Source organism: Bacillus sp. 5mfcol3.1, assembly GCF_900114335.1.
GTDB classification, from domain to species: domain Bacteria; phylum Bacillota; class Bacilli; order Bacillales; family Bacillaceae_G; genus Bacillus_A; species Bacillus_A thuringiensis_S.
The window spans coordinates 1,295,218-1,316,845 of record NZ_FOST01000002.1 but is presented as its reverse complement, the minus strand read 5'-3'; the positions used below and the strand labels follow the sequence as shown (position 1 = coordinate 1,316,845).

Here is a 21,628-nt window from a genome sequence, read left to right as displayed (position 1 = left end):
ATCTGCATTTCTTTCGACATTTCTCATACAACGAATAATAAACATACCGTTATTACAACAAGTAACGGTATGCCGAAAACAAATTTCTTTTTATGAGTTTTATGATGAAACATATACATACCAATCCAAGCTCCAACTGCTCCCCCAGCTGCCGCTGATAAAAACAGCGTACTTTCTGGCGTTCTCCACTGTTTCTTCTTTGCTTTTCGTTTATCAAGCCCCATAAGGCTAAAAGCTATAACGTTAATAATAAGAAAATAAATCCATTTCATCGCTTTCTCTCCTTATGAAAAATTCGCTTAATGGTAACACGAAAAAACGCCGGAAACAACTGAAGAACTCTTTTTATCAAACTAGTTTCATTCCTTTTTCTTAATTAGTTACCTTCATATTTACAAAACCAACTAAAATCGCAATTAAAGCATTTAAATAGAAAAATGTTATGAGCAGAATCTTATATTTCATTACATTCACCCACTACCATATCATCAAAAAAACTGCTCTCAATCACTTTCTCCTCAAAATGAAGAACTACAATTAGCCCTACATATAAAGAAACCAAATTTAGAAACCATTCCCCATTCTCATCTTTCTTAGCTAAGCATTTAAATATCTCTTGAAATTGCATACGCTCGTCTGCAGCAACAATCGGACGCACACCAAAATATTTCAATACGAGATTCAGCTTCAACTGCACGGATAATGATAAAATATATTTTAATAGCTTCGTATACTCTGTACTATCTTTTTGACTATACAACTTCACAAGCTTTGGATGTAAATTCGAAATCGATAATTCCTCGTCAGTCACTCTAGTTACTTCTATCGTTTCAATCATCTTTTTCATATCCATCACATTCACCCCTTCTGAAAAAATTCTAAAGCCAAAAAGTACTTAATTCAAATGTGCAATAATTGTGCGTTTCTCGTCTCTCGTTCTTCCTCACTGACTAAATCATACTTTTTTAGAAGGTGAAAAATATCATTTAATAATTTCTGCGAATGATTACCTTGTAAAAAACTCTTTAACTCTTTAAAGATCCCTTCAGGTAAAGAATTCTTTTGACTTTCGAGCTTATTCATTACATCTTCAATAGAATGATCTATATTACACGCCATACTAAACTTCCCCCTCTATCCTTTATAAATAATATCCTCCGCTAACGATGTAAACACTTCTCCTACAAGAGAGTCTTCATCATATACAGATGAACCGTTATTTTCTTCTCGTTTTGCAAAAGGTATTTGCGCAATCACTTCTGTTTGCAATTGTTCTGCTAACATTTCGCCGCCGCCTTTTCCGAACAGATAATTTTTCGATCCATCTTGTTCTTCATAATAAGCCATGTTTTCCACAATACCTAAAATCTCGTGTTTCGTATGCTTTGCCATTACACCGACTCTTGAAGCAACGAATGAAGCTACATTGTGCGGAGTTGTAACAATTATTTCTTTCGCTTGCGGAATCATCGCTGCAACATCAATCGCAACATCTCCTGTACCTGGTGGTAAATCAAGTAATAAATAATCTAATTCTCCCCAGTGCGTATTCGCAAGGAAATTTTGAATCCATTTATTTAGCATCGGACCGCGCCACATAACTGGGTTATTTCCTTCTGTAAAAAATCCCATCGACATGATTTTAACACCGTGACTAATGACTGGAATTGCCGTTTGATCAATCATCGTTGGTTTCGTATTCGTTTCCATCATAGCTGGAATACTAAAACCATATATATCCGCATCTAATATCCCCACTTTTTTCCCCATACGAGCTAGTGCAGTTGCAAGATTAATTGTCACCGTTGATTTTCCAACTCCGCCTTTTCCGCTCGTTACAGTAATAAAACGTACTCCTGACTCCGGGCGAAGCATACTCGGCATACCAGTTTCTGTTCTAGTATTTTTCTTTAACTTCTCTGTTAAAGCTGCACGTTCTTCTTGTGTCATAGAACCAAATGTTACATCCACTTTAGAAGCACCAATTGCGTGAAGTGATTCTTCAATATCTTGTTGAATTTTTGCTTTTAACGGACAACCTTGGATTGTTAGTACTACTTCAAGTTTAACCTCTGTTCCGTTCATTTGTACATTTCTAACCATATTTAATTCTACAACACTTTTGTGTAACTCTGGGTCCTCTACATGTTTTAATGCATTCATTATTTGTTCTTGAGTAAGCATGGAACTCATCCCTTCTCTTATTCTAATTTATATACAACATCTTCTTGGCGCTTCATCTGGTGAAAAAGCTTATTACCCGCCGCTAACGGGCGGGATTAATGCGACTATATCTCCAGCCTTTATCATCTCTTCATTCATTACAAACTCCTCATTAACAGCCACCATCACTTTATCCAGCGATTGTAAACAATAGCTGACTTTGAGCCATTCTTTTAATTGCTGCACTGTCATTTCTTGCTTTTCTGAAATTACTAATCGATCCGATCCAACTTCCTCACGCAGATTTGCAAATAATAAAATTGTAATCATTTTCTCATTCTTCCTTCTTTGGTTTTCCTTCTGGATATGGTGTGTTTTCAAGTTGATCTCCAATCCACATCGTTCCATCTTCCCAAAATTCTTTTTTCCAAATTGGAACAATTCGTTTTATACGTTCAATCGCGTACTCATTCGCTTCATAAGCTACTTTACGATGCGGTGATGAAACTGCAATGACTACCGCAATATCCATTATTTCTAGCCGCCCTACACGGTGCGTAATTGCTACTTTTGCATCCGGCCATCTTTCACTAATCTCTTCACCAATTCTCATAAGTTGTTTTACTGCCATCGGTTTATATGCTTCATACTCTAAATGTAGCGTTCGTTTTCCTTTTGTTAATTCTCTCACCGTACCAATGAATGTTGTAATCGCACCTGCTTCCCTTCTTGCGACTTTATTCGTTACTTCTTCAACTAAAATCGGATTATCTACAATTTCAAATAGCGCTTGTCTCATTAGAACCACCTCTCACTTTATGAAATGTCCAAGGCCATTCACTACCTTCGTTATCTTCTAATAATAGAACATCAACAAACATATCTTTTTTATATCCTCTTGTCCCGCCCGGCAATACGATAAACGCATTTGATTCTGCCAATGAAGAAACTGAGCTAGATTTATCAAACCCTGATGGATAAGCGATTAATTTCCCCTCATCATATTGCAATTTTGCTCGTACAAATCTTGTAAATGGATTCGGTTTTAGAAAATCTTCTCCTAATAACGCTTTTTCTCTTTTTAAATGTACTTTTTCACTAAACATATACGTCCGAATACACGGTCTTACGAATAATTCAAACCCTACGTAACAAGCTGATGGATTTCCTGATAAACCAAATAATAACTTGCCATTTAATTGTGCTACAGTCGTAACACTTCCTGGTCGCATTGCAACTTTATTAAAAAGAACAGATGCACCTAACTTTTCGTAAATAGCTGGTAAATAATCATAATCTCCTACAGATACACCGCCCGTTGTAATTAACATATCTACTTGGCCAAGCGCTTCTTTCACAGCTGTAAAACACGTATTAAAATCATCACTAAACCTCCCAAAATATTTCACTCTGCCGCCCGCTCTTCGAATTTGAGACAATATCATATACGTATTACTGTTTCGGATTTTCCCTGGCTGTAATGAATCATCGACATCAAGCAATTCACTCCCAGTCGCTAACAGTCCAATTACAGGCTTTCTCGCAACTGGCACTTCACTATAACCGAATGTAGCAAGAAGAGCTGAAATACCTGGATTAATGTACGATCCTTTCTTTGCAAGAACCGTTCCTTTACGAGCATCTTCACCTTGAAAAGAAATATTGTCGCCCGTTTTGAATGATCGCTTCACTTCCATATAATTGTTGCCATTCTTCTCATATTGACGAGTCAGCTCTAACATAACAACCGCATCACACTCATTCGGAATTTGTGCTCCCGTCATAATTCGAACTGCTTGAAACGGACCTACTTTCTCATGGAATAGCGATCCTGCACCAATTTCACCCACTACTTCAAATACAATTGGCGTTTCATAACTTGCTAAATTAGTATCTTCTGCTCGAATAGCAAATCCGTCATACGGCGAACGATTAAATGACGGTACATCATGGTCAGCTACTAAATCCTCTGCTAATATACGTCCATAAGCTAATTCAATTGGTAATAGCTCCTTTAAGCCTTTATCAGCAAATCCTATCACTTTACGAACAGCTTCTTCAACCGTAATTGGCACTCTTCTTTCCATTGTTGACACCCTCTCTATTAACCGAATACGCGATAATATAGTTGTTTCGCTTTCGAAATATCATTTGTACCATGAATAAAAACACGACCATCTCGAAAAACAACCACGCGGTAATCATCGAATTGGCAAGATAGTAAATACGGATTCCGATCTACTTTCCCCAGTTTTTGTAATACTTTTTCTATATCATCAAAATTGTATTTCCTATTGTCTACTGTTCTAATTTGAACTGTATTTCTTCCGCATAAAACAGCTGCTTTCGTTTGATTTTCGTATGATAAATAAGGATAAGTTCGATTCAAACCGCATGAGAGACAAGTGTCTGTTTTTATTTTCCCTAATTTTATAAAATGATTTTGATTACTCCATATATCAAACATGAAAAATGTTTTTCTAATTGCTGAGAAATCTTCCACTAAAATTTTGAGTGCTTCTGCCACTTGATATGCTGCGACGATTTGAACAGTCGGGCTAATAATTCCAGCGGTATCACATGTCACACCTGTAACAGGAATATTTTTCAGCATACAATGTAAACACGGTGTCTCTTGCGGAATAATTGTATAACTCATACCATACGATCCAACGCAAGAACCATATACCCAAGGAATATTATGTTTTTGTGATAAATCATTTATTACAAATCGAATATCAAAATTATCTGTTGCATCAATGATTACATCTACATTTTTTAATAGACCTTCCATATTTTCTGAAGTTGCATCCATTACGAAAGCATGTATTTGTACTTCCGAATTAATTTGTTCTAACCGATTTTTTGCAGCAATTGCTTTCGGCATTTTCTCTCTCGCATCTTGTTCAGAGTACAATTGTTGCCTTTGTAAATTACTCCATTCAACGTAGTCACGATCAATAATCGTCAACTTGCCAACACCTGCACGTACGAAACTTTCGGCACTTGCACTTCCTAATGCGCCTGCCCCTACAATTAACACATGTTTATTTCGAATTTTTTCTTGTCCTTTACTCCCAATTGGTTTGAACAACTGTTGTCGTGAATACCGATCAGCCATTACATACCCTTCCTCTCAAGAACTCTATTTCATATTAGAATGTTGTTTCTGATAACAAGCAAAGTAAGCAAAACCAACAAACCCAGCTCCTCCAATTACATTTCCGATAAAAACAGGAACAAAATTTTTAGCCAAATCCATCCACGTTAGATGACCAGCAAAAATAACAGCGGAAATGACAAACATATTTGCTACTACTTGCTGAAATCCAATCACTACAAATGCCATAATTGGAATCCAAATTCCGATGATTTTTCCGACAAAATCACTCGTCCCGTAAGCGAGCCAAAGAGCAAGACAAACGAGCCAATTACAACCAATTGCTAAAATTAAAGTTCTCCCAAATGATTCATGTAACTTCCCTTCCGCTATCGCTACCGTTTTATTTAAATACTCTCCCTCTGTTAATCCGCCAAGATGCCCAAAGCAATACGCAACGAAAATTGCCCCAATAAAATTCATGAGAGTAATCCAAACCCAGTTATTCAGTACACTTATCAATGTAATTTTCTTTGCATAAAGCGCCATAGACAGTGACATCATATTTCCCGTAATTAATTCTCCTCCTGCTAATACTACGAGCATGAGTCCAACAGGAAATACTGCTCCTCCTAAAACATTCACTAGACTTCCCCAGCGCTCAGGTAAATTCCCTAAAACTCGAATGTTAAGTAAAAAACCTATCGCAATAAACGCTCCTCCTAAAAAACCGAGAATAAGCATCGCTGGCAATGTCTGTCTTACTTTTTGAACACCGGCCTCAATGACAAGCTCAGCAATTTGTTCCGGCTTATGAAATGCCATTACCCATTCCTCCATTTTCTCCAAATAAAAAAGCAGCTTCAAAAAACCTCCTCAAATAAAGGTTTTTGAATGCTGCTTAATTTCTCTGCACATCTTTTACAGAGATATCAATCATCACTTTTACTATAAAATAGAAAATCCACAACTCTTGTAAATTTTCCATTTTTCACTATGAAGCTAGCTTTATATATTAACCACCGATATGTGACATTTCAATTTTAGGTATTGCTTTCTTATTTGTATGATTTAAGCGTTCATCTGAATAACGATCTTCCCTATTATTCCATATATCGCGTACTACATCTGTAATGTCCTCATCTGTATGTTCAGAACGAAGCAATTCTCTTAAATCATTTCCTTTAGAAGCAAATAAGCAAGTATATAATTTTCCTTCTGCAGAAATACGAGCTCTCGTACATGATGAGCAAAAAGAATCTGTTACTGATGAAATAATACCTATTTCCTCATCGCTTCCTATATAACGATACCTAGTAGCCACTTCACCAGAATAATTTGCTTCTATCCGTTCTAACGGCATAACTTGATGAATCGTATCTACTATTTCTTGTTTGGAAATAACTTCACCTAACTCCCAGCCATTATAATTCCCAACATCCATATACTCAATAAACCGAAGAATATGCTTATTTTCTTTAAAGTATTGCGCCATCTGCAAAATATCTTGTTCATTTTTCCCTTTTTGAACGACCATATTTATTTTAATTTTCATACCAACTTCAGCAGCAGCCTGTATTCCTTCCAGAACCCTTTGCACTTTGCTCCTATTACCATTTAAATAGAAAAACCGATCTTCTTCCAAGGAATCTAAGCTAACTGTTACACGTGATAGTCCCACCTTATATAAATCAGGAGCAAACTTTTTAAGTAACGATCCATTGGTTGTTAAACCGATATCTTCTACACCATCAATTTTATTAAGGCGCTCAATAAGCTTTGGAAGACCTCTTCGAAGTAACGGTTCTCCGCCCGTAATTCGTAACTTTCTTACACCTAAAGAAACAAAAATACGTGTTATCCTTTCAATTTCATCAAAAGATAAAATTTTATCATTAGACAAAAACGAGTAATCAGGACCAAATATTTCTTCTGGCATACAATATCGGCAGCGAAAATTACAGCGATCAGTAACTGAAATACGTAAATCCTTTAACGGACGTTGCAACTTGTCTAATGTAACTGATTTCATCTTCATTGCCTCACTTTTATTTTATATTTAAAACACGTTCTGGATGGGTATATACATTTAAGGAGTGATTACGAATAAACCCTATTGTCGTAATACCTAAATCTTCCGCTAGTTGCAAAGCTAACTCAGTTGGAGCTGATTTTGATAGTATAATTTCACAACCGATTTTTGCAACTTTCAATAATATTTCCGAAGAAATACGACCACTAAAAACAATGATTTTATCTTTTATAGAAATATCGTTTCTTAAACAATAACCGTAAATTTTGTCTAGTGCATTATGCCTACCAATATCCATTCGGCTTAAAATAATACCATTCACATCACATAAAGCTGCATTATGAACCCCGCCAGTATGATGAAACGTATCCGCAGATTGCTGCATTTCTTTCATTAACCGAAAACAATCCTCTGCCGCAACCTGTACATGGACACCCTTCATTTTTTTTGCACTTAGTGCATCATTAGCAAAAACAAACCCTTGCCTACTCATACCACAACAAGACGTAATATATCGTTTATTTTGCATTTGTTCATAATACGGATTTACTTTTGTCGTTGTTACATGTACAAATCCTTCTTTCTCCTGCATCCATATGCTATCAATATCTTCATACTTCCGAATGATTCCTTCAGACGCCAAGAAGCCTATTACCATATCTTCTATATATTCTGGAGTACTAACCATTGTAACAAACTCCTGTCCGTTCATTTTAATGGTGACAGGAAACTCTGTTACAATGCTGTCCTCTATATGCTTAAACGCCCCTTGTTCATAACGAAAGATTTCTCTTTCTACCTGTATCGGTTTCACGATCAGTATCCTTCTCTCACGTTATATTTTTATCGAAAACAAATACCGAAACTGCAATATCTTCTTCTACTTTCATATCTGAAAACAAATTCACTAATTTTGCTCCAACAAGTTCCTCCAAATGTTCACGGGAATTCGCAGCATACACTTCTTGAATCATTTTCGTTCTAGCCATATGAACCATTTCCGCACCGTCCATCGTACTTGAAATAAATTTTTCAGTAGGTGTTAAGTTTCCATAAAGAGTCGCTATAGCCATATTTTCCGCAAAAACAGTATGAATTCGTTCTGGTCCTTTTCCGAAAAGTTCCTTTCGAAGTTTTCGGATCATATCATTAAATTCATGTACTTTTTTTGACATACAATTATACCTCCCAAAAGCCTCATTTTACTTTATTATATATTTTACCAAAATGAGCCTTCCGCCCAAACTATTTCCTACAAATATTTGGGCGGAAAGGTTCACTTCATGAAGTTTATTCGTCTTTTAACCCTTTCCCCATTCCTTTTAAGAAATGAAGCCCAAACCCGATAGCGCGGTTAATATCTGGGTCTTTCAATACTTTCATAAGATCGAATACCCCTACTTTTTTATTACTTTCTAGATGTTCATTACCTTCTTCTAGCCCGACTAATAAACTACCTATAAGCTTTTTCGTAAGTTCTGGGTCAAGTTCAGTTAACGCACCTGCAGCACCCATCATATTATTAATTAAATTTGTAACAGGCTCACGAGTTACTTGACCTAGAACAATCTTTGCAATTGGTTCTTTCGCTTTCAGCATAGAATTTGCAGCTTCTAGCATTCCAATGTCATTTAATTCCCCTACTATATTAAACATCTGATTTAGAGCTTCTTCATTATTTGTTAAAAGCTCCTTTAAATCATCTAATTTTTGCTGTTTTATTTCTTCCTCAGTTAATTCTTGTTTTTGAATCATTTTTATAGGTGCAGCCATAGTTTTCTCCTCCTACTTATCCGTTAAATGCACATACCCTGGACGTGCCCACTTACGATGTACCTCAATTCCAGCTTGAGGGTGACGTTTTTTATTGCGTGGGTTCGCTTTTGGCATCGGATTTTCGCCATCAACTTCTAACACTTCCATACGCACTTTCGTTTGTTTATACGCAGGTGTATTCGTACGTACATCCACAGCAGGACCTGTTAAGAAATTAATTGCCGTTTCGTTATCTGTAGAGTTCATCGGTAAATATAACTCATTCGCTTTTACACGATCTGTAACGAGTGCACGTAATTTTAATGCTCCAAAAGGAGAGACAAGACGAACTAACGAACCTGTTTTTACGCCACGTTCTTTTGCAAGGTCTGGAGAGACTTCAACGAAAACACCAGGTACTTTCGTTTGAATACCTGTTGATTTATTTGTCATATTCCCTTCATGGAAATGCTCAAGCATACGACCGTTGTTAATGTGAAGGTCGAACTCAGCTGGAAATTCAGCTGGACGTACCCAGTCAGCAATCGCAAAACGAGCTTTTTTATCTGGGAAGTTAAATCCATCTTGGAACAGAAGTGGTGTATTGGTTCCATCAAAACTTCCCCAATGGAAACTGTTCCATCCTTCAAGCACTCCATAGTTCGCTTGCGAGAATAATGGTGATAAACTTGCCATTTCAGCAAAGATTTCACTTGGGTGGCTATAATTCCAGTTTGCCCCTAGTTTATTCGCAACCTCCTGGACGATCCACCAGTCTGGTTTCGCATCTCCTAGCGTAGGAAGAACTTGATATAATCTTTGGACACGGCGCTCTGTATTTGTGAAAGTACCTTCTTTCTCAAGAGATGGCGCTGCTGGTAATACAACATCTGCATATTGAGCAGTTTTAGAAAGGAAAACATCTTGCACAACGAAGAAATCAAGGCTCGACAACACTTCATGTACATGATTTGCATTAGAATCTACAAGAGCCATATCTTCTCCGACAAGATACATTGCTTTCATTTTTCCTTCGTCAATTGCGTGAAGCATTTCAATATTATTAAGACCTGGTTCACTATCAATTTTCACTCCGTAAGCAGTTTCAAATTTCGCACGTTCCATTTCGTTAGTAACGTGCTGATATCCTGGAAGCCATCCTGGTAAAGTACCCATATCACAAGCACCTTGTACGTTATTGTGACCTCGAAGTGGGTATGCACCTGCTCCTGGACGACGATAGTTCCCTGTTGCAAGAAGTAAGTTTGAAATTGCAGCGGAAGTATCAGAACCACCTGTATTTTGCGTTACCCCCATACCCCAAAGGATACATGTACCATCTGCATCACGAATCATTTCAGCCATTTGAATAAGTGTTTCTTTTGAAATACCTGTTACTTCTTCTGCATATGCAAGTGTATATTCTTCTAGACTTTCTTTGAAATCTTCAAAGAAGTTTACATTCTCATTAATAAATTCCTGATCATGCCAACCTCGATCAATCATATATTTTGTAACAGCCATTAACCAAACTTGATCTGTTCCTTGTTTTGGACTAATAAAGACATCTGATCGCTCTGCCATTTCTGTTTTACGAAGATCAGCTACAATTAACTTTTGTCCGTGTAATTTATGTGCACGTTTAATACGTGTAGCTAAAACAGGATGACCTTCTGTCGGATTACATCCTACAATAATAACAAGACCAGATTGCGCAATATCTTTAATCGTTCCTGCATCACCGCCCATACCAATTGTACGGAACAAACCATCCGTTGCTGGTGATTGGCAATAACGTGAGCAGTTATCAATATTATTCGTTCCAAATACTTGTCGAGCTAATTTTTGAATTACATAATTATCTTCATTTGTAATTTTAGAGGAAGAAATAAATCCGATAGAATCTTTACCGTACTCTTCTTTAATAGTACCTAATTTATTTGCAACTACATTCAGTGCTTCTTCCCATGTAGATTCAACAAACGTTCCATTTTTACGAATTAAAGGTTTTGTAATTCGTTCTTTAGAATTTACGAAATCCCAACCAAATTTCCCTTTTACACAAGTGGAAATTGCGTTAACTGGTGCATCTGAAGATGGCTGTACTTTAAGGATTTTACGCCCCTTCGTCCACACTTCAAACGAACAACCTACACCACAAAATGTACATACTGTTTTCGTTTTCTTCGTACGAGTATCACGCATGGCCGCTTCCACTTCTGATACCGCAAAAATACCGCTATATCCAGGCTCAACTTCTTTAATTAAATCTACCATCGGTTCAAGAATATCTGGTTTTAATCCCGTCATAAATCCAGCTTCACCGAGCATCGTTTTCTCCATTAAAGCGTTACAAGGGCAAATCGTTACACATTGACCACAGCTAACGCATGAAGAATCATTAATATTTACTCCTTCATCCCAAATAACTCGTGGACGTTCCGCTTCCCAGTCTATCGATAACGTTTCATTTACTTGTAAGTTTTGACACACCTCAACGCATTGACCGCATGCAATACATTGATTAGGGTCATAGCGATAAAACGGATGCGTCATATCAACTTCACTTACATCTACTTTCGGTTCATAAGGATATTTTTGATGTTCAATTTCCATTAATTCTGCTGTATTATGCAGTTTACAGTTCCCATTGTTGTTGTCACATACTGTACAGTATAATAAATGATTTTCTAGTAACCGATCCATCGCCTCTGTTTGTGCTTCTTTTGCGCGAACAGAAGCACGCTCAACGTTCATACCTTCCGTTGCTATCGTCGAACAAGAACGCATTAACTTTCCGTCAACTTCTACAATACAAGTGTCACATGTTTGAATAGGATCTACTTCCGGCACGTAACAAATTTGCGGATGTTCAATCCCGTTCTCATTAATAACACCCAATATCGTTGAACCAGGCTCCGCTGTATACTTTTTTCCGTCAATTGTAATATGAACCATGTTGTCATTCATGGTCTTTCCCCCTTTTTGAGAATAAAAAAACTCCACCACGAAAATATACGCACCACATTTTGGGCACGCTATCATCATGGTGGAGTAGTTTATTAGCACATCTTGCTAAAATACCAATCCATTTATTCATAAATAAAACGATAGATTCATAACAGGTCATATCACGATTCCATCTTTAACACTATAATTATAGCGTTAAATGTACAAATATACAATATAAATTTTAAACTGCGCATATGTCTGTATGTAACTATCCATAATAACCCATATAAAGTTCAACGAGGAATAAGGTGAATATATGGGATCTTTTCGAAAATGGATAAGGGGCGAAAAATCTTTCTCTACACATGAGCAATCTGAAACTGTATTAAATAAAGAAATTTCTTCCTCCATGCCGCTTAATCTTAAACACTTATCCAAATTATTTAGTGGTATTCCAGAATTAATTACACGCACTTTCCCGTTAAAAAACGGAAAAGAAGCTGCTCTTATATATATGGAAGGACTTGTAGATAAAACTGTTATTAATGTAGATATTCTTCGTCCTCTCTTATTTAAAGAATGGAATGAAGATGATTTTTGGGAATCTTCTGTTTCTATAGGGAATATTAAAAAAGTTCAGAAGTGGATAGACATTGAGCAATCTCTCTTACACGGCAAAAGTATTTTATTTATAAACGGGCAATTATCAGCTTTAGAACTAGATACGCAAGCGGCGCCAAAAAGGAGTATTGAAGAACCTACAACAGAGACTTCCATAAAAAGCTCACACGAAGGATTTAATGAAGTGGCAAGTGATAGTATCGCACTTATTCGTCGCTATATTCCAAATCGCGAATTAAAAGTGAAGGAATTCACTGTTGGCGAACGAGCAACCTCTAAAGTTTTTTTACTTTATCTTGCAGATGTTGCAAACGAAGATGTTGTACAAGATATGGCATGCCGCATTGAATCAATCAAAGTAGATGCTATTCTTACTACCGGTGAATTAGAAGGATTTGTTGAAGATAATTCCTATACTCTCTTCCCACAATTGTCTATCACTGAACGTCCTGACACAACAGCACATCATATTTTGAATGGGCGAATTGCCGTTGTTGTAGATCGCTCACCAGGCGTATTAATAGGACCTATGACCTTTTCATCCTTCTTTCAGACGATAGATGATTACAGCTTCAGACCTATGATTCCATCTTTTATACGACTCCTTCGTTTCACTGGGCTATTTATTGCAATATTTGCTCCTGCTCTTTATATTGCTATGATTTCCTTCCATTATGAAGTGATTCCGCTCAAATTGTTGTTAACGATTGGAGAATCTCGAGCCAAAATTCCTTTTCCTCCCATATTAGAAGCTTTATTAATGGAATTAGTTCTCGAAATGCTCCGAGAAGCAGCGATTCGGCTTCCTGGTCCTGTTGGACAAACAATCGGCGTCGTAGGAGGAATTGTAATTGGACAAGCTGCGGTTCAAGCTGGGATTGTGAGTAACGTTATGGTTATCGTCGTATCAATTACTGCGGTTGCCTCCTTCATTATTCCTAACTTAGAAATGTCAGCAGGAATTCGGCTTCTTCGATTCCCAATGATGATAGCCGCCTCTTTATTTGGCGTCATTGGAATTATGGTTGGAATGGCAATCATTATCATCCATATTCTTTCTATGGAATCACTTGGTGTACCATATGGTAGTCCTTTTTCTCCGTCATATGCTTCGGATTTAAAAGATACCCTTATACGTTTCCCATGGAAAATTATGAAGAAACGGCCACTATCTCTACAATTAAAACAAGATAACCGGCAAAGAGATGTTGAAGAAAAGGAGGAGAATTAGTGACAAAACGTGCAAAGAGGGAGATCACTTTATTTCAATACATTTTAACTATTAGTGGTGTTCAAGTCGGATTCGGCGTACTTACACTTCCGCGTGAAGTTGCACAAGGAGCGAATACAGATGGCTGGATGTCTATTATTATCGGATGTGTCATTACTACTTTAGTCAGTCTATGTATTGTAAAAATCATGGAAAAACATCCAGGATATACTTTACTTGATGTGCTGATACGCTATCTTGGAAAATGGCTAGGAAGAGTAGTAATGATTTTTTGGATTTTATATGCTGTACTCGCAGCTGTTTCCTTAATTTTTTCCCTCTTATACGTTATTCATATTTGGATTTTACCTAGATCTCCTATGTCTTTAATTATGATTTTGCTATCTATTCCAATGCTTATGCTTGCATGTAAAGGAGCACTTATTATTAGTCGTTTTGCTGTTTTCACTGTCATCTTTACACTTTGGATGCCATTATTATTATTTATTCCTCTTAAAGATGGGCATTTTATATATCTTCTTCCTCTTATCAAGGAAGGATGGCTACCAATTATAAACACCGTAAAATCAACTATCATTGCGTTTCTCGGATTCGAGTTTTCGTTTGTCCTTTATCCTTATTTAACTAACAAAGCATCTGCAAAAAAAGGAATTGTTATTGCAAATTTGATTACGTTATTTATTTATCTTCAAATCACGTTCGTTTCTTTTATTTATTTTAGTCCAGATGGTATAACAAAGTTTTTATGGCCGACTCTTTCTCTTGTTACACCGTTTCACTTCTCATTTCTTGAGCGGTTTGAAATTATCTTTTTGTCATTTTATCTCTTTATTATTTTTGATTCCTGTATTCCTTATATTTTTACTGCTTCAGATGGCATTAATCAATTACTTAACAAAAAAGGCAGTTCATTACCTATTTATTTTTTATTATTCGGGTGTATTTTCATCTTATTATTTTATATCCCTTCTTCTTATCAGATAAGTGCGTTGCGGGAATTTTGGGGAACCGCTAGTTATTTTATCGTTTTTCTATTCCCAGTTGTATTTCTCTTATACATGACACTTTATCAGCATTGGAAAAGGAGAAAAGTTTAAATGAGACGCTTTATTCATTTTATTATATTTTGTTTTCTCATAATTTTTTTAGCAGGTTGTGAAGATCGGCTTGATTTAGAAAAACAATCCATCTCATTAATTTACGGTTTTGACGCAAAAGCAAAAGGAAAATTAATTGTGTATCACGTAAACCCTATTTTCAATGAAGATGTAGAGAAAAAGTACGAAATTCATGAAGCGAAAGTACATACACCCCGAGAAGCAAAAGATACGTTTAACAGTTCAAGCAGCGGTTTAGTGTCCACAGAAAAGTTACAGCTTATATTGTTTAGCACGAATTTTTTAAAACAAGAAGGAGCTATGCCTTATCTGGATGTTTGGTATCGCGACCCTAAAAATACAGGGAATATGCGCATGGTTGCAGTAGATGGCCCCATTTCTTCTGTTATATATAATAATTTCAAAGATAAGCCTGCTCTTCCTGAATATTTAACAGATTTAATTAATACGAACAAACTATACAATCGGACCGTGTTTACGACATTCCATGAATTTCATAGACAAACTTTTAATAAAGGCGTAACTCCTGCTATTTCAGAAATAAAAAAAGGGAAGAAAGATGTTATTGTTACCGGTTCGGCACTATTAACCTCTCGTGGAACTTATAAGATGTCTTTAAATCGCTACGAAAGTGCCCTTCTTCTTATGGTGCAAAAGAAAGCTAATATACCCGTTTCACTTACAATGAAAATCCCCTCTAATTTAGTTGAAAGTAATAGCCATCTAAAAGATACAAAAGGCGACGATTTTATAACAATAAATGTTCTTAGTATGAGTCATGATATCGGTACAGACTATAGCGATAACCGCTTCAAATTTAATATTAAAATGGATTTAAAAATTGCCGTATCTGAACTTACATTCAACATGGATATAGAAAATGATAGAAAAAAATTAACTTCTCTTATTACAAAACAACTAAACAATGATTTAAACGATTTAATCCACAAAATTCAAAAACAGCAGCTTGATCCATTCGGATTTGGTGATTATGCGAGAGCGTTTCAATATGAAGAATGGAAACAAGTTGAAGATGATTGGCCAAGTTCCTTTTCAAAAGCTAATGTGAAAGTGGCACCAACTATTAAAATTTTAGAAAATGGGATTATTAAATAGAAAAAACACGCTACTTATTCTTATATGAATAAGTAGCGTGTTTTCATTTCCATTACAAGTATTATTTCAATGGACTATACTCTATTTCCATTTCTAACATTACTATGTTTTTTAGCATATACAAAATATATGAAAACGCCTATTATAATCCATGCCACAAAACTAATTAAAGTAAGCTTAGAAAGGTTCAAAGCCAAATATATACAACTTACTATTGAAACGATAGGTAAAAAAGGTACTAGAGGGGCACGGAATGGCCTCTTCATATCAGGATGCGTCTTTCTTAATACAATGACAGCTATAGATACAAACACAAATGCTGTTATCGTTCCCATATTCACTAAATTAGCTAATAAATTCAAATCCACTAATCCCGCTAATAAAGCTGCTAGTATACCTGTAACCCACGTATTAAAAAATGGAGTTTGTAAACGTTTATGGACACTTGAAAGTCTTTTTGGTAACAGTCCATCTCGACTCATCGAGTAAGATACACGAACAAATGCAAACATAGCTACTAACAGAACTGTTGTTAGCCCCGCTATCGCTCCCACCGATAACAACCCAGCAATTCTATCTTCTCCTACAGTGCGCAACGCATATGCAACCGGATCAGCAACATTTAATTCCGTAAACGGAACCATTCCAGTTAGCACGAATGAAACACCTACATATAGAACGGTAGAAATGAACAAGGAAACAAGTAGCCCAATTGGCACGTTACGTTGTGGACGCTTCACTTCCTCTGCGGCTGTTGCAACTGCATCAAATCCTAAAAAAGCAAAAAATACAGTAGCAGCGCCCCCTACCACACCGTGAAAACCAAACGGTAGAAATGGTTGCCAATTCTCTGGTCTTACATATTGTGTCCCTACAACAATAAATCCTACAATAACAGCCAGTTTAATAATAACCATTATATTATTAATTCGTGCACTTTCTTTTGCACCACGGCTTAATAAAAATGTAACAACTAAAATAATAAGAACTGCTGGTAAATCAATGATTCCACCCTTCCCCATTCCTGGTGCCGAAGCAAAAACCGTAGGAATGTGAATATTAAAACCTAGTAGCAATGACTGAAAATATGCTGACCAGCCTGCTGCAACCGCAGAAGTCGCTAATAAATACTCCAGCATAACACACCAGCCAACTATAAATGCAAAAATCTCACCTAGTGTCATATATGTATATGAATATACACTTCCCGAAACTGGAACTGTAGATGCAAATTCAGCATAACAGAAAGCTACACATGCACATATAATTGCCGCTAATACAAAAGATAATACAATCGCCGGACCAGCATGTTTCGCTGCTACAATACCAGTTAATACGAAAATACCTGTACCAATAATTGCTCCAATACCTAAAAGAGTTAAATCAATCGCTCCTAAAGTTTGATTCAATACTTTTTTCTTTTCTTCATCCATTGCTTTCTTTATGAAAAGACTCATTCTTTGAAACCTCTTTTTCAAGTTTATCTCTTACTTGTTACATTCTTTATTACTGTTCTATTTTAAAAATAAAAATATACATAGTTCACTTCCCCTATAGACTTAGTAACCCACCTCATAAAAAACAGAAAATTCAATCTCTTATACCATATTGAATTTTCAAAATATTAATCATACCAAAAAACCATTAAGAATGCTGATTGAATTTATCATACAATTAATTATATTGTCAATAATAAATCACTCAAAAATAATCGGTTGATTATGTATCAAATGTTATTTTTATACATAATTATTTTCTTAAAAAACATTGTTGTTTTCCACCTTAATATTCATATTCATTTTATTACATTGATTTTCATTACATACAATGTAATGAAAATCATAATAACCTCAAATTAATTATTATTCAAAAATAATAATTGATTTGAGGTTATTTCACCATTTTAATACTAACAAAAAAGTGCAGATTTTCATCTGCACTTTTTTTATTCTTCCACTTCAGCTTCTGCACTACTATTTTCAAGATGCTCCTTCTGAGCTTCCTCTTGCAACTCTGCTGAAATCATCCCATAATAAAGTTCCGGATATAACCCAAATATTTGATATACACTTCCTAAAAACGGCATCAGAATCCCTCTTTTCTAAAGTTGTATTGCCACTTTTAAGGATTCCCTTTTCATTCACTATACATTCGTTTTTGGCGTTTCTTCTTCATCTTGAATACTTAATAAATTTTGCCATTTTTTATACGGAGCGCTATTTGGATCTACATATCCTTTCGCATGCGAGCGATCCCACAATTGTTTAATAAACATTTCTTTCTCTTTCTTTGCAACCATATCAGCACCTGTACCGTAATAGTTCTGGAAATACAACTCGATTTCATCAAGGAATAGTCTTAATAATTCATCTGATGTTTCTTCTAACGTCGGATCATACTTCGCTTCACGGTCATACATTAAAATCATGTCTAAAAGATTGTGGACATGTTCTTTTCTAAGCCATCTTACATCTTGGGCTCCTAATACGAACGGATGTGTATATAAATGTCCACCTTGTATCATCGCCTTTTCTTGCTCTTCTTCAAATCGTGACAAGATGTTTTCATAAATAAACGGATTATGAAGCAATGCTCTGTGTAATTTATAACTTTCGCTTGAAATATTTTTTCCCATCGACTGAATTAAAAAGCTACGTCCCACACCGTTATATTGATACACAAACTGTCCATCAACAGCAACTAAACTAATCCAGCGATACATATATGCGTATAGTAATGCACGATTACATTTATCATAATCTAATTTTGTTTGAGTCACATTCAAATCTGGCATAAAGGCTGGTAAGTGCCAATACTTATCTAAATGCGGCGTTAAACTAGATTTTTTACTATTTAATTTGTTTACACGGCGATAATACGATTGGAAATAGTCCCCTTTATCATTCATAAATCCGTTTGAAATATGTCCTGATGATAATTTAGGAAAATCTTGCAGCGATAAGCCATAATGTGCTCGATAACAGATCACTTCAAATGGCGAAAAGGCTTCGTGTACTGTATCTTTTTCTTTAAACATTTCTTGAATCAATTCCTCTTGTAGCTCTTTCTTTAAAGAAGGATGTATACCCCAATATTGTAATTCCCTATGATGAGCAACTTTCGGAATGAATGGACTTGCTAAATGGAACAGGTCTTCAATTTTTTCACGCACGTATTCATCGCGATCACGTTTCTTATAATCTGCTTCTTTTCGCAACGCTTCAATAATATTCAATTCTAATTTATCACGATAGCGTACTTGCAGTTCGTCATAACAATAGCTCAGTATATGTTCGCGATAGAAATCCTCTACCTTTTTCGACTGAATCTCTTCTGTTTTCGCATCACGACAATATTCCCCATACAAACTCATATAAATTTCCGCTGATATATCTTTCGGTAGTACACCTAAATTTAAATGTTGCTGCATATCTTGCCATATCTTTTCTTGCAGCTGTTCCTCTGCTAATACATAAACATTCGTCGGGTTTGTTTTCCCTTCAAATTCCTTACTGCGCTTTTGGATTTCAAACAATAAATTTTCACGTGTTTCATGTAAATTATCAAAAAATCTTTCCCAATATTGAATCATTTTATTAACTGCCTGATATAGCGATTGATACACAAGTTCTAATAGCATTTCTTTTCGATATTCATTTAATTTGTGTACATATTGCGTTACGATGTCTTCAAATTCTCTTTTGAATGAACGTTGCTGATTATTAATCATTTTTCCGAACCAGCCTTGTTGTTGAGCAATTTCTACTCGGCGTACAGCCGTTACCGTTCCATCGATATTACCCACATTAAATTTTTTATCGTAGTTTTGAATTACATTACGCTTTTGTTCATTATTTTCATGTAGTCGATTCATTTTTTCTACTAACTGCTTTCGAATTTCATATAACATAAAACGTGCTGCTACTGGGTGAACTGGATCTGTTTTCTTTAAAAACCATGTATTTAATTGATAGGACTGCCCTTCAGAACCACTTGGTGAAAAGCGGTCTGATTCAATCATGTCATATAAAAGTGTCGTTACATGTTCATGTACACGGCTCGGAATCGCATACGCATATAAACGAACCGCGTGATCCACTCTTGCTACTTCACCTTTCATTTGTTCCATCATTTTCAGTTTCGCAGCTGAAATTTTACACTCATGTTGCAGACGATTTAATTCCTCATCTTTTTGCACCGTTCGTTGTACATAACTTTCTACAGCTTCTAAAAACAGTTTTGATTTCGCAACTCCGAGCTTACCACCCTCTGCTCCTTCACGTGTTTCATTGTACATTTGTCTATAGAAAATATGAGCTTGCTCTGGACGGGTAGCAAGATGCTCCAAGTCCTCTAAATAACTTTTACCTCTCTCCGGCTTTTCACGCTGCATCCCACGTTTTACATCTTGGTCGTATCTTTGCTTCTTCTCTTGAAACAGTTGATCTAAATGCAGCCACGATTCATCTAAACCTTGCACCGCCCATTTTAAAGCACAATATTTTAACACATGCTCATATGGATAAATGAGTTTTGCCGTTCCTGCCCCGCAATATCGTCCTTTTCCACTTGATTCTGCTAATTGCTGAATTTGATTGTCTTCTTGTGCAAAATGACTTGTAGACATCGGGCTAAATAACTGTAAATAAATTGTATTTGCCATCTGTTCCATATAGTCTGATAAATTGTGTAAATGGTGTCCATGTAGATTTTCGTAATCGTATAAGAAACAATAATTGTACGGTAAATGATGTTGTTTAATTGTATGATTCGTTCTTCCGTCTTCATCTACTTGATCAGGGCGATACTCTAATTCAATTGTTACACCACCGCGTTTTGATAATTCTCCAGTAGAACCGAGCGTAATAGCATGTAATTCTTTTAACGATGCATAGCCATTTGCTTGCACCGTTTCAAATTCTTTCGCACTAACCGTTCTCGTCTTTACTAAAACATCCGGCATTAAAAACGCACCGCGTATTAAAATGTTATGATGCTGCAATTTCTTCCGAAGCATTTCACGTAAATATAATGCAATTTGCAGAAACATCCCTGAACCTGTTCCGCCTGCTAGTGATGTTACTATAATGACACGCACACCATATTCCGTTTGATCACTTGTAACCGGAAAAATTTTCTCGATTTCTTGCCAAAAAGACGTCAATTTATCTTCTTTCATCGCAGCACGTAACGCTAAACGTGAAATGACGCGTAACTGTCCTGCTCCTTCTGTTAATGGCTTATCAAGTATAGTCGGATCCATCGGAAACCACTCTGGGATCGTTGGATCTCCCGCAATATACTCCCTAGGCGTTTTACTAGAACTTGTTTGTGTCTTAAACTTTCGAATATGATCAAATTTACTTAATGTATTCACATCTGTATCAAATACGTGCATTGCTACCTTTTTTCGGCGCTCTTCAGGCAGTTTTTCATATATTTGATGCGTCACAGTACTACCGATTCCACCTAAACCAATTAATATTGTTGGAACTTGTAATGTCATGTGAACCACCTTCCTATTCTTGCTTGTTTGAAAA

20 protein-coding genes are annotated in these 21,628 nt (G+C 36.0%); 3 read left to right on the top strand and 17 right to left on the bottom strand.

All coding sequences use genetic code 11. The features are described 5' to 3' along the window. Window positions 1-23: 23 nt before the first annotated feature. The 14 genes from BM089_RS16285 to fdhF all read right to left on the bottom strand — a co-directional run bounded on the left by BM089_RS16285 (window position 24) and on the right by fdhF (window position 12,020). Window positions 24-272, bottom strand: coding sequence for a DUF1294 domain-containing protein (locus tag BM089_RS16285; RefSeq protein ID WP_000871349.1), 249 nt, complete (start codon window positions 270-272; stop codon window positions 24-26). Window positions 273-454: 182 nt separating this feature from the next. Next, complete coding sequence (locus BM089_RS16280; protein WP_000367304.1) at window positions 455-853, bottom strand: hypothetical protein; 399 nt, start codon at window positions 851-853, stop codon at window positions 455-457. A 47-nt stretch (window positions 854-900) separates the two neighbouring features. Then, entirely contained in the window at window positions 901-1,119 is a 219-nt protein-coding gene (locus tag BM089_RS16275) for a group-specific protein (protein WP_090977422.1), read from the bottom strand. Window positions 1,120-1,134: 15 nt separating this feature from the next. After that, window positions 1,135-2,184, bottom strand: coding sequence for a P-loop NTPase (locus BM089_RS16270; RefSeq protein ID WP_090977420.1), 1,050 nt, complete (start codon window positions 2,182-2,184; stop codon window positions 1,135-1,137). Between the two features lie 72 nt (window positions 2,185-2,256). Beyond that, window positions 2,257-2,493 (bottom strand): molybdopterin converting factor subunit 1, encoded by a 237-nt coding sequence (gene moaD / locus BM089_RS16265; protein WP_000628502.1) that lies wholly within the window; start codon window positions 2,491-2,493, stop codon window positions 2,257-2,259. 4 nt (window positions 2,494-2,497) lie between these two features. Next, window positions 2,498-2,962: a molybdopterin synthase catalytic subunit MoaE gene (moaE, locus tag BM089_RS16260; protein WP_001248111.1), complete on the bottom strand. Its 465-nt coding sequence runs from the start codon at window positions 2,960-2,962 to the stop codon at window positions 2,498-2,500. Then, window positions 2,943-4,250 carry a molybdopterin molybdotransferase MoeA gene (gene glp, locus BM089_RS16255; RefSeq protein WP_090977418.1) on the bottom strand — a complete coding sequence of 436 codons (1,308 nt, stop codon included), beginning with the start codon at window positions 4,248-4,250 and terminating at the stop codon, window positions 2,943-2,945. Before glp ends, moaE begins: the two co-directional genes overlap by 20 nt. A 17-nt stretch (window positions 4,251-4,267) precedes the next feature. Continuing rightward, on the bottom strand, window positions 4,268-5,284 hold the full coding sequence (locus BM089_RS16250; protein WP_000785264.1) for a molybdopterin-synthase adenylyltransferase MoeB: 1,017 nt from the start codon (window positions 5,282-5,284) through the stop codon (window positions 4,268-4,270). A 24-nt stretch (window positions 5,285-5,308) separates the two neighbouring features. Then, window positions 5,309-6,088 (bottom strand): formate channel, encoded by a 780-nt coding sequence (locus BM089_RS16245; RefSeq protein ID WP_000863998.1) that lies wholly within the window; start codon window positions 6,086-6,088, stop codon window positions 5,309-5,311. 190 nt (window positions 6,089-6,278) lie between these two features. Next, window positions 6,279-7,295: a GTP 3',8-cyclase MoaA gene (gene moaA, locus BM089_RS16235; protein WP_090977416.1), complete on the bottom strand. Its 1,017-nt coding sequence runs from the start codon at window positions 7,293-7,295 to the stop codon at window positions 6,279-6,281. A 16-nt stretch (window positions 7,296-7,311) separates the two neighbouring features. Then, window positions 7,312-8,109 (bottom strand): formate dehydrogenase accessory sulfurtransferase FdhD, encoded by a 798-nt coding sequence (gene fdhD, locus BM089_RS16230; RefSeq protein WP_063548306.1) that lies wholly within the window; start codon window positions 8,107-8,109, stop codon window positions 7,312-7,314. Between the two features lie 16 nt (window positions 8,110-8,125). Further along, window positions 8,126-8,470: a Na-translocating system protein MpsC family protein gene (locus BM089_RS16225; protein WP_000039582.1), complete on the bottom strand. Its 345-nt coding sequence runs from the start codon at window positions 8,468-8,470 to the stop codon at window positions 8,126-8,128. 115 nt (window positions 8,471-8,585) lie between these two features. After that, on the bottom strand, window positions 8,586-9,068 hold the full coding sequence (locus BM089_RS16220; protein WP_000729897.1) for a helical membrane plugin domain-containing protein: 483 nt from the start codon (window positions 9,066-9,068) through the stop codon (window positions 8,586-8,588). Between the two features lie 12 nt (window positions 9,069-9,080). After that, window positions 9,081-12,020: a formate dehydrogenase subunit alpha gene (fdhF, locus tag BM089_RS16215; protein WP_090977414.1), complete on the bottom strand. Its 2,940-nt coding sequence runs from the start codon at window positions 12,018-12,020 to the stop codon at window positions 9,081-9,083. A gap of 298 nt (window positions 12,021-12,318) precedes the next feature. Here fdhF and BM089_RS16205 point away from each other — a divergent pair, with 298 nt between their 5' ends. Genes BM089_RS16205 through BM089_RS16195 form a run of 3 tightly spaced genes read left to right on the top strand, consistent with a single transcriptional unit; the run spans window position 12,319 to window position 16,088 of the window. After that, window positions 12,319-13,854 carry a spore germination protein gene (locus tag BM089_RS16205; RefSeq protein WP_090977412.1) on the top strand — a complete coding sequence of 512 codons (1,536 nt, stop codon included), beginning with the start codon at window positions 12,319-12,321 and terminating at the stop codon, window positions 13,852-13,854. Further along, window positions 13,854-14,951, top strand: coding sequence for an endospore germination permease (locus BM089_RS16200; RefSeq protein WP_090977410.1), 1,098 nt, complete (start codon window positions 13,854-13,856; stop codon window positions 14,949-14,951). Before BM089_RS16205 ends, BM089_RS16200 begins: the two co-directional genes overlap by 1 nt. Continuing rightward, window positions 14,952-16,088 carry a Ger(x)C family spore germination protein gene (locus BM089_RS16195; RefSeq protein ID WP_071714656.1) on the top strand — a complete coding sequence of 379 codons (1,137 nt, stop codon included), beginning with the start codon at window positions 14,952-14,954 and terminating at the stop codon, window positions 16,086-16,088. Between the two features lie 74 nt (window positions 16,089-16,162). On the opposite strand, the gene BM089_RS16190 is transcribed toward BM089_RS16195, so the two are convergent. From BM089_RS16190 to BM089_RS16180, 3 genes are all read right to left on the bottom strand, one after another. Then, window positions 16,163-17,545: an APC family permease gene (locus BM089_RS16190; RefSeq protein ID WP_139213272.1), complete on the bottom strand. Its 1,383-nt coding sequence runs from the start codon at window positions 17,543-17,545 to the stop codon at window positions 16,163-16,165. A 488-nt stretch (window positions 17,546-18,033) separates the two neighbouring features. After that, the gene (locus BM089_RS16185; RefSeq protein ID WP_001116193.1) at window positions 18,034-18,174 is read right to left on the bottom strand and encodes a hypothetical protein; all 141 of its coding nucleotides are present in this window, start codon (window positions 18,172-18,174) and stop codon (window positions 18,034-18,036) included. A 57-nt stretch (window positions 18,175-18,231) separates the two neighbouring features. Continuing rightward, complete coding sequence (locus BM089_RS16180) at window positions 18,232-21,594, bottom strand: tubulin-like doman-containing protein (RefSeq protein ID WP_090977408.1); 3,363 nt, start codon at window positions 21,592-21,594, stop codon at window positions 18,232-18,234. Between the last annotated feature and the right edge of the window lie 34 nt (window positions 21,595-21,628).

Coding starts and splice junctions, on each gene's coding strand:
- fdhF (WP_090977414.1), bottom strand. CDS start 12,020: ATGAATGACAACATGGTTCATATTACAATTGACGGAAAAAAGTATACA.
- moaE (WP_001248111.1), bottom strand. CDS start 2,962: ATGAGACAAGCGCTATTTGAAATTGTAGATAATCCGATTTTAGTTGAA.
- BM089_RS16275 (WP_090977422.1), bottom strand. CDS start 1,119: ATGGCGTGTAATATAGATCATTCTATTGAAGATGTAATGAATAAGCTC.
- BM089_RS16185 (WP_001116193.1), bottom strand. CDS start 18,174: ATGCCGTTTTTAGGAAGTGTATATCAAATATTTGGGTTATATCCGGAA.
- BM089_RS16250 (WP_000785264.1), bottom strand. CDS start 5,284: ATGGCTGATCGGTATTCACGACAACAGTTGTTCAAACCAATTGGGAGT.
- BM089_RS16195 (WP_071714656.1), top strand. CDS start 14,952: ATGAGACGCTTTATTCATTTTATTATATTTTGTTTTCTCATAATTTTT.
- moaA (WP_090977416.1), bottom strand. CDS start 7,295: ATGAAATCAGTTACATTAGACAAGTTGCAACGTCCGTTAAAGGATTTA.
- moaD (WP_000628502.1), bottom strand. CDS start 2,493: ATGATTACAATTTTATTATTTGCAAATCTGCGTGAGGAAGTTGGATCG.
- BM089_RS16220 (WP_000729897.1), bottom strand. CDS start 9,068: ATGGCTGCACCTATAAAAATGATTCAAAAACAAGAATTAACTGAGGAA.
- BM089_RS16225 (WP_000039582.1), bottom strand. CDS start 8,470: ATGTCAAAAAAAGTACATGAATTTAATGATATGATCCGAAAACTTCGA.
- BM089_RS16270 (WP_090977420.1), bottom strand. CDS start 2,184: ATGCTTACTCAAGAACAAATAATGAATGCATTAAAACATGTAGAGGAC.
- BM089_RS16285 (WP_000871349.1), bottom strand. CDS start 272: ATGAAATGGATTTATTTTCTTATTATTAACGTTATAGCTTTTAGCCTT.
- BM089_RS16280 (WP_000367304.1), bottom strand. CDS start 853: ATGGATATGAAAAAGATGATTGAAACGATAGAAGTAACTAGAGTGACT.
- BM089_RS16180 (WP_090977408.1), bottom strand. CDS start 21,594: ATGACATTACAAGTTCCAACAATATTAATTGGTTTAGGTGGAATCGGT.
- BM089_RS16245 (WP_000863998.1), bottom strand. CDS start 6,088: ATGGCATTTCATAAGCCGGAACAAATTGCTGAGCTTGTCATTGAGGCC.
- BM089_RS16190 (WP_139213272.1), bottom strand. CDS start 17,545: ATGAGTCTTTTCATAAAGAAAGCAATGGATGAAGAAAAGAAAAAAGTA.
- glp (WP_090977418.1), bottom strand. CDS start 4,250: ATGGAAAGAAGAGTGCCAATTACGGTTGAAGAAGCTGTTCGTAAAGTG.
- BM089_RS16205 (WP_090977412.1), top strand. CDS start 12,319: ATGGGATCTTTTCGAAAATGGATAAGGGGCGAAAAATCTTTCTCTACA.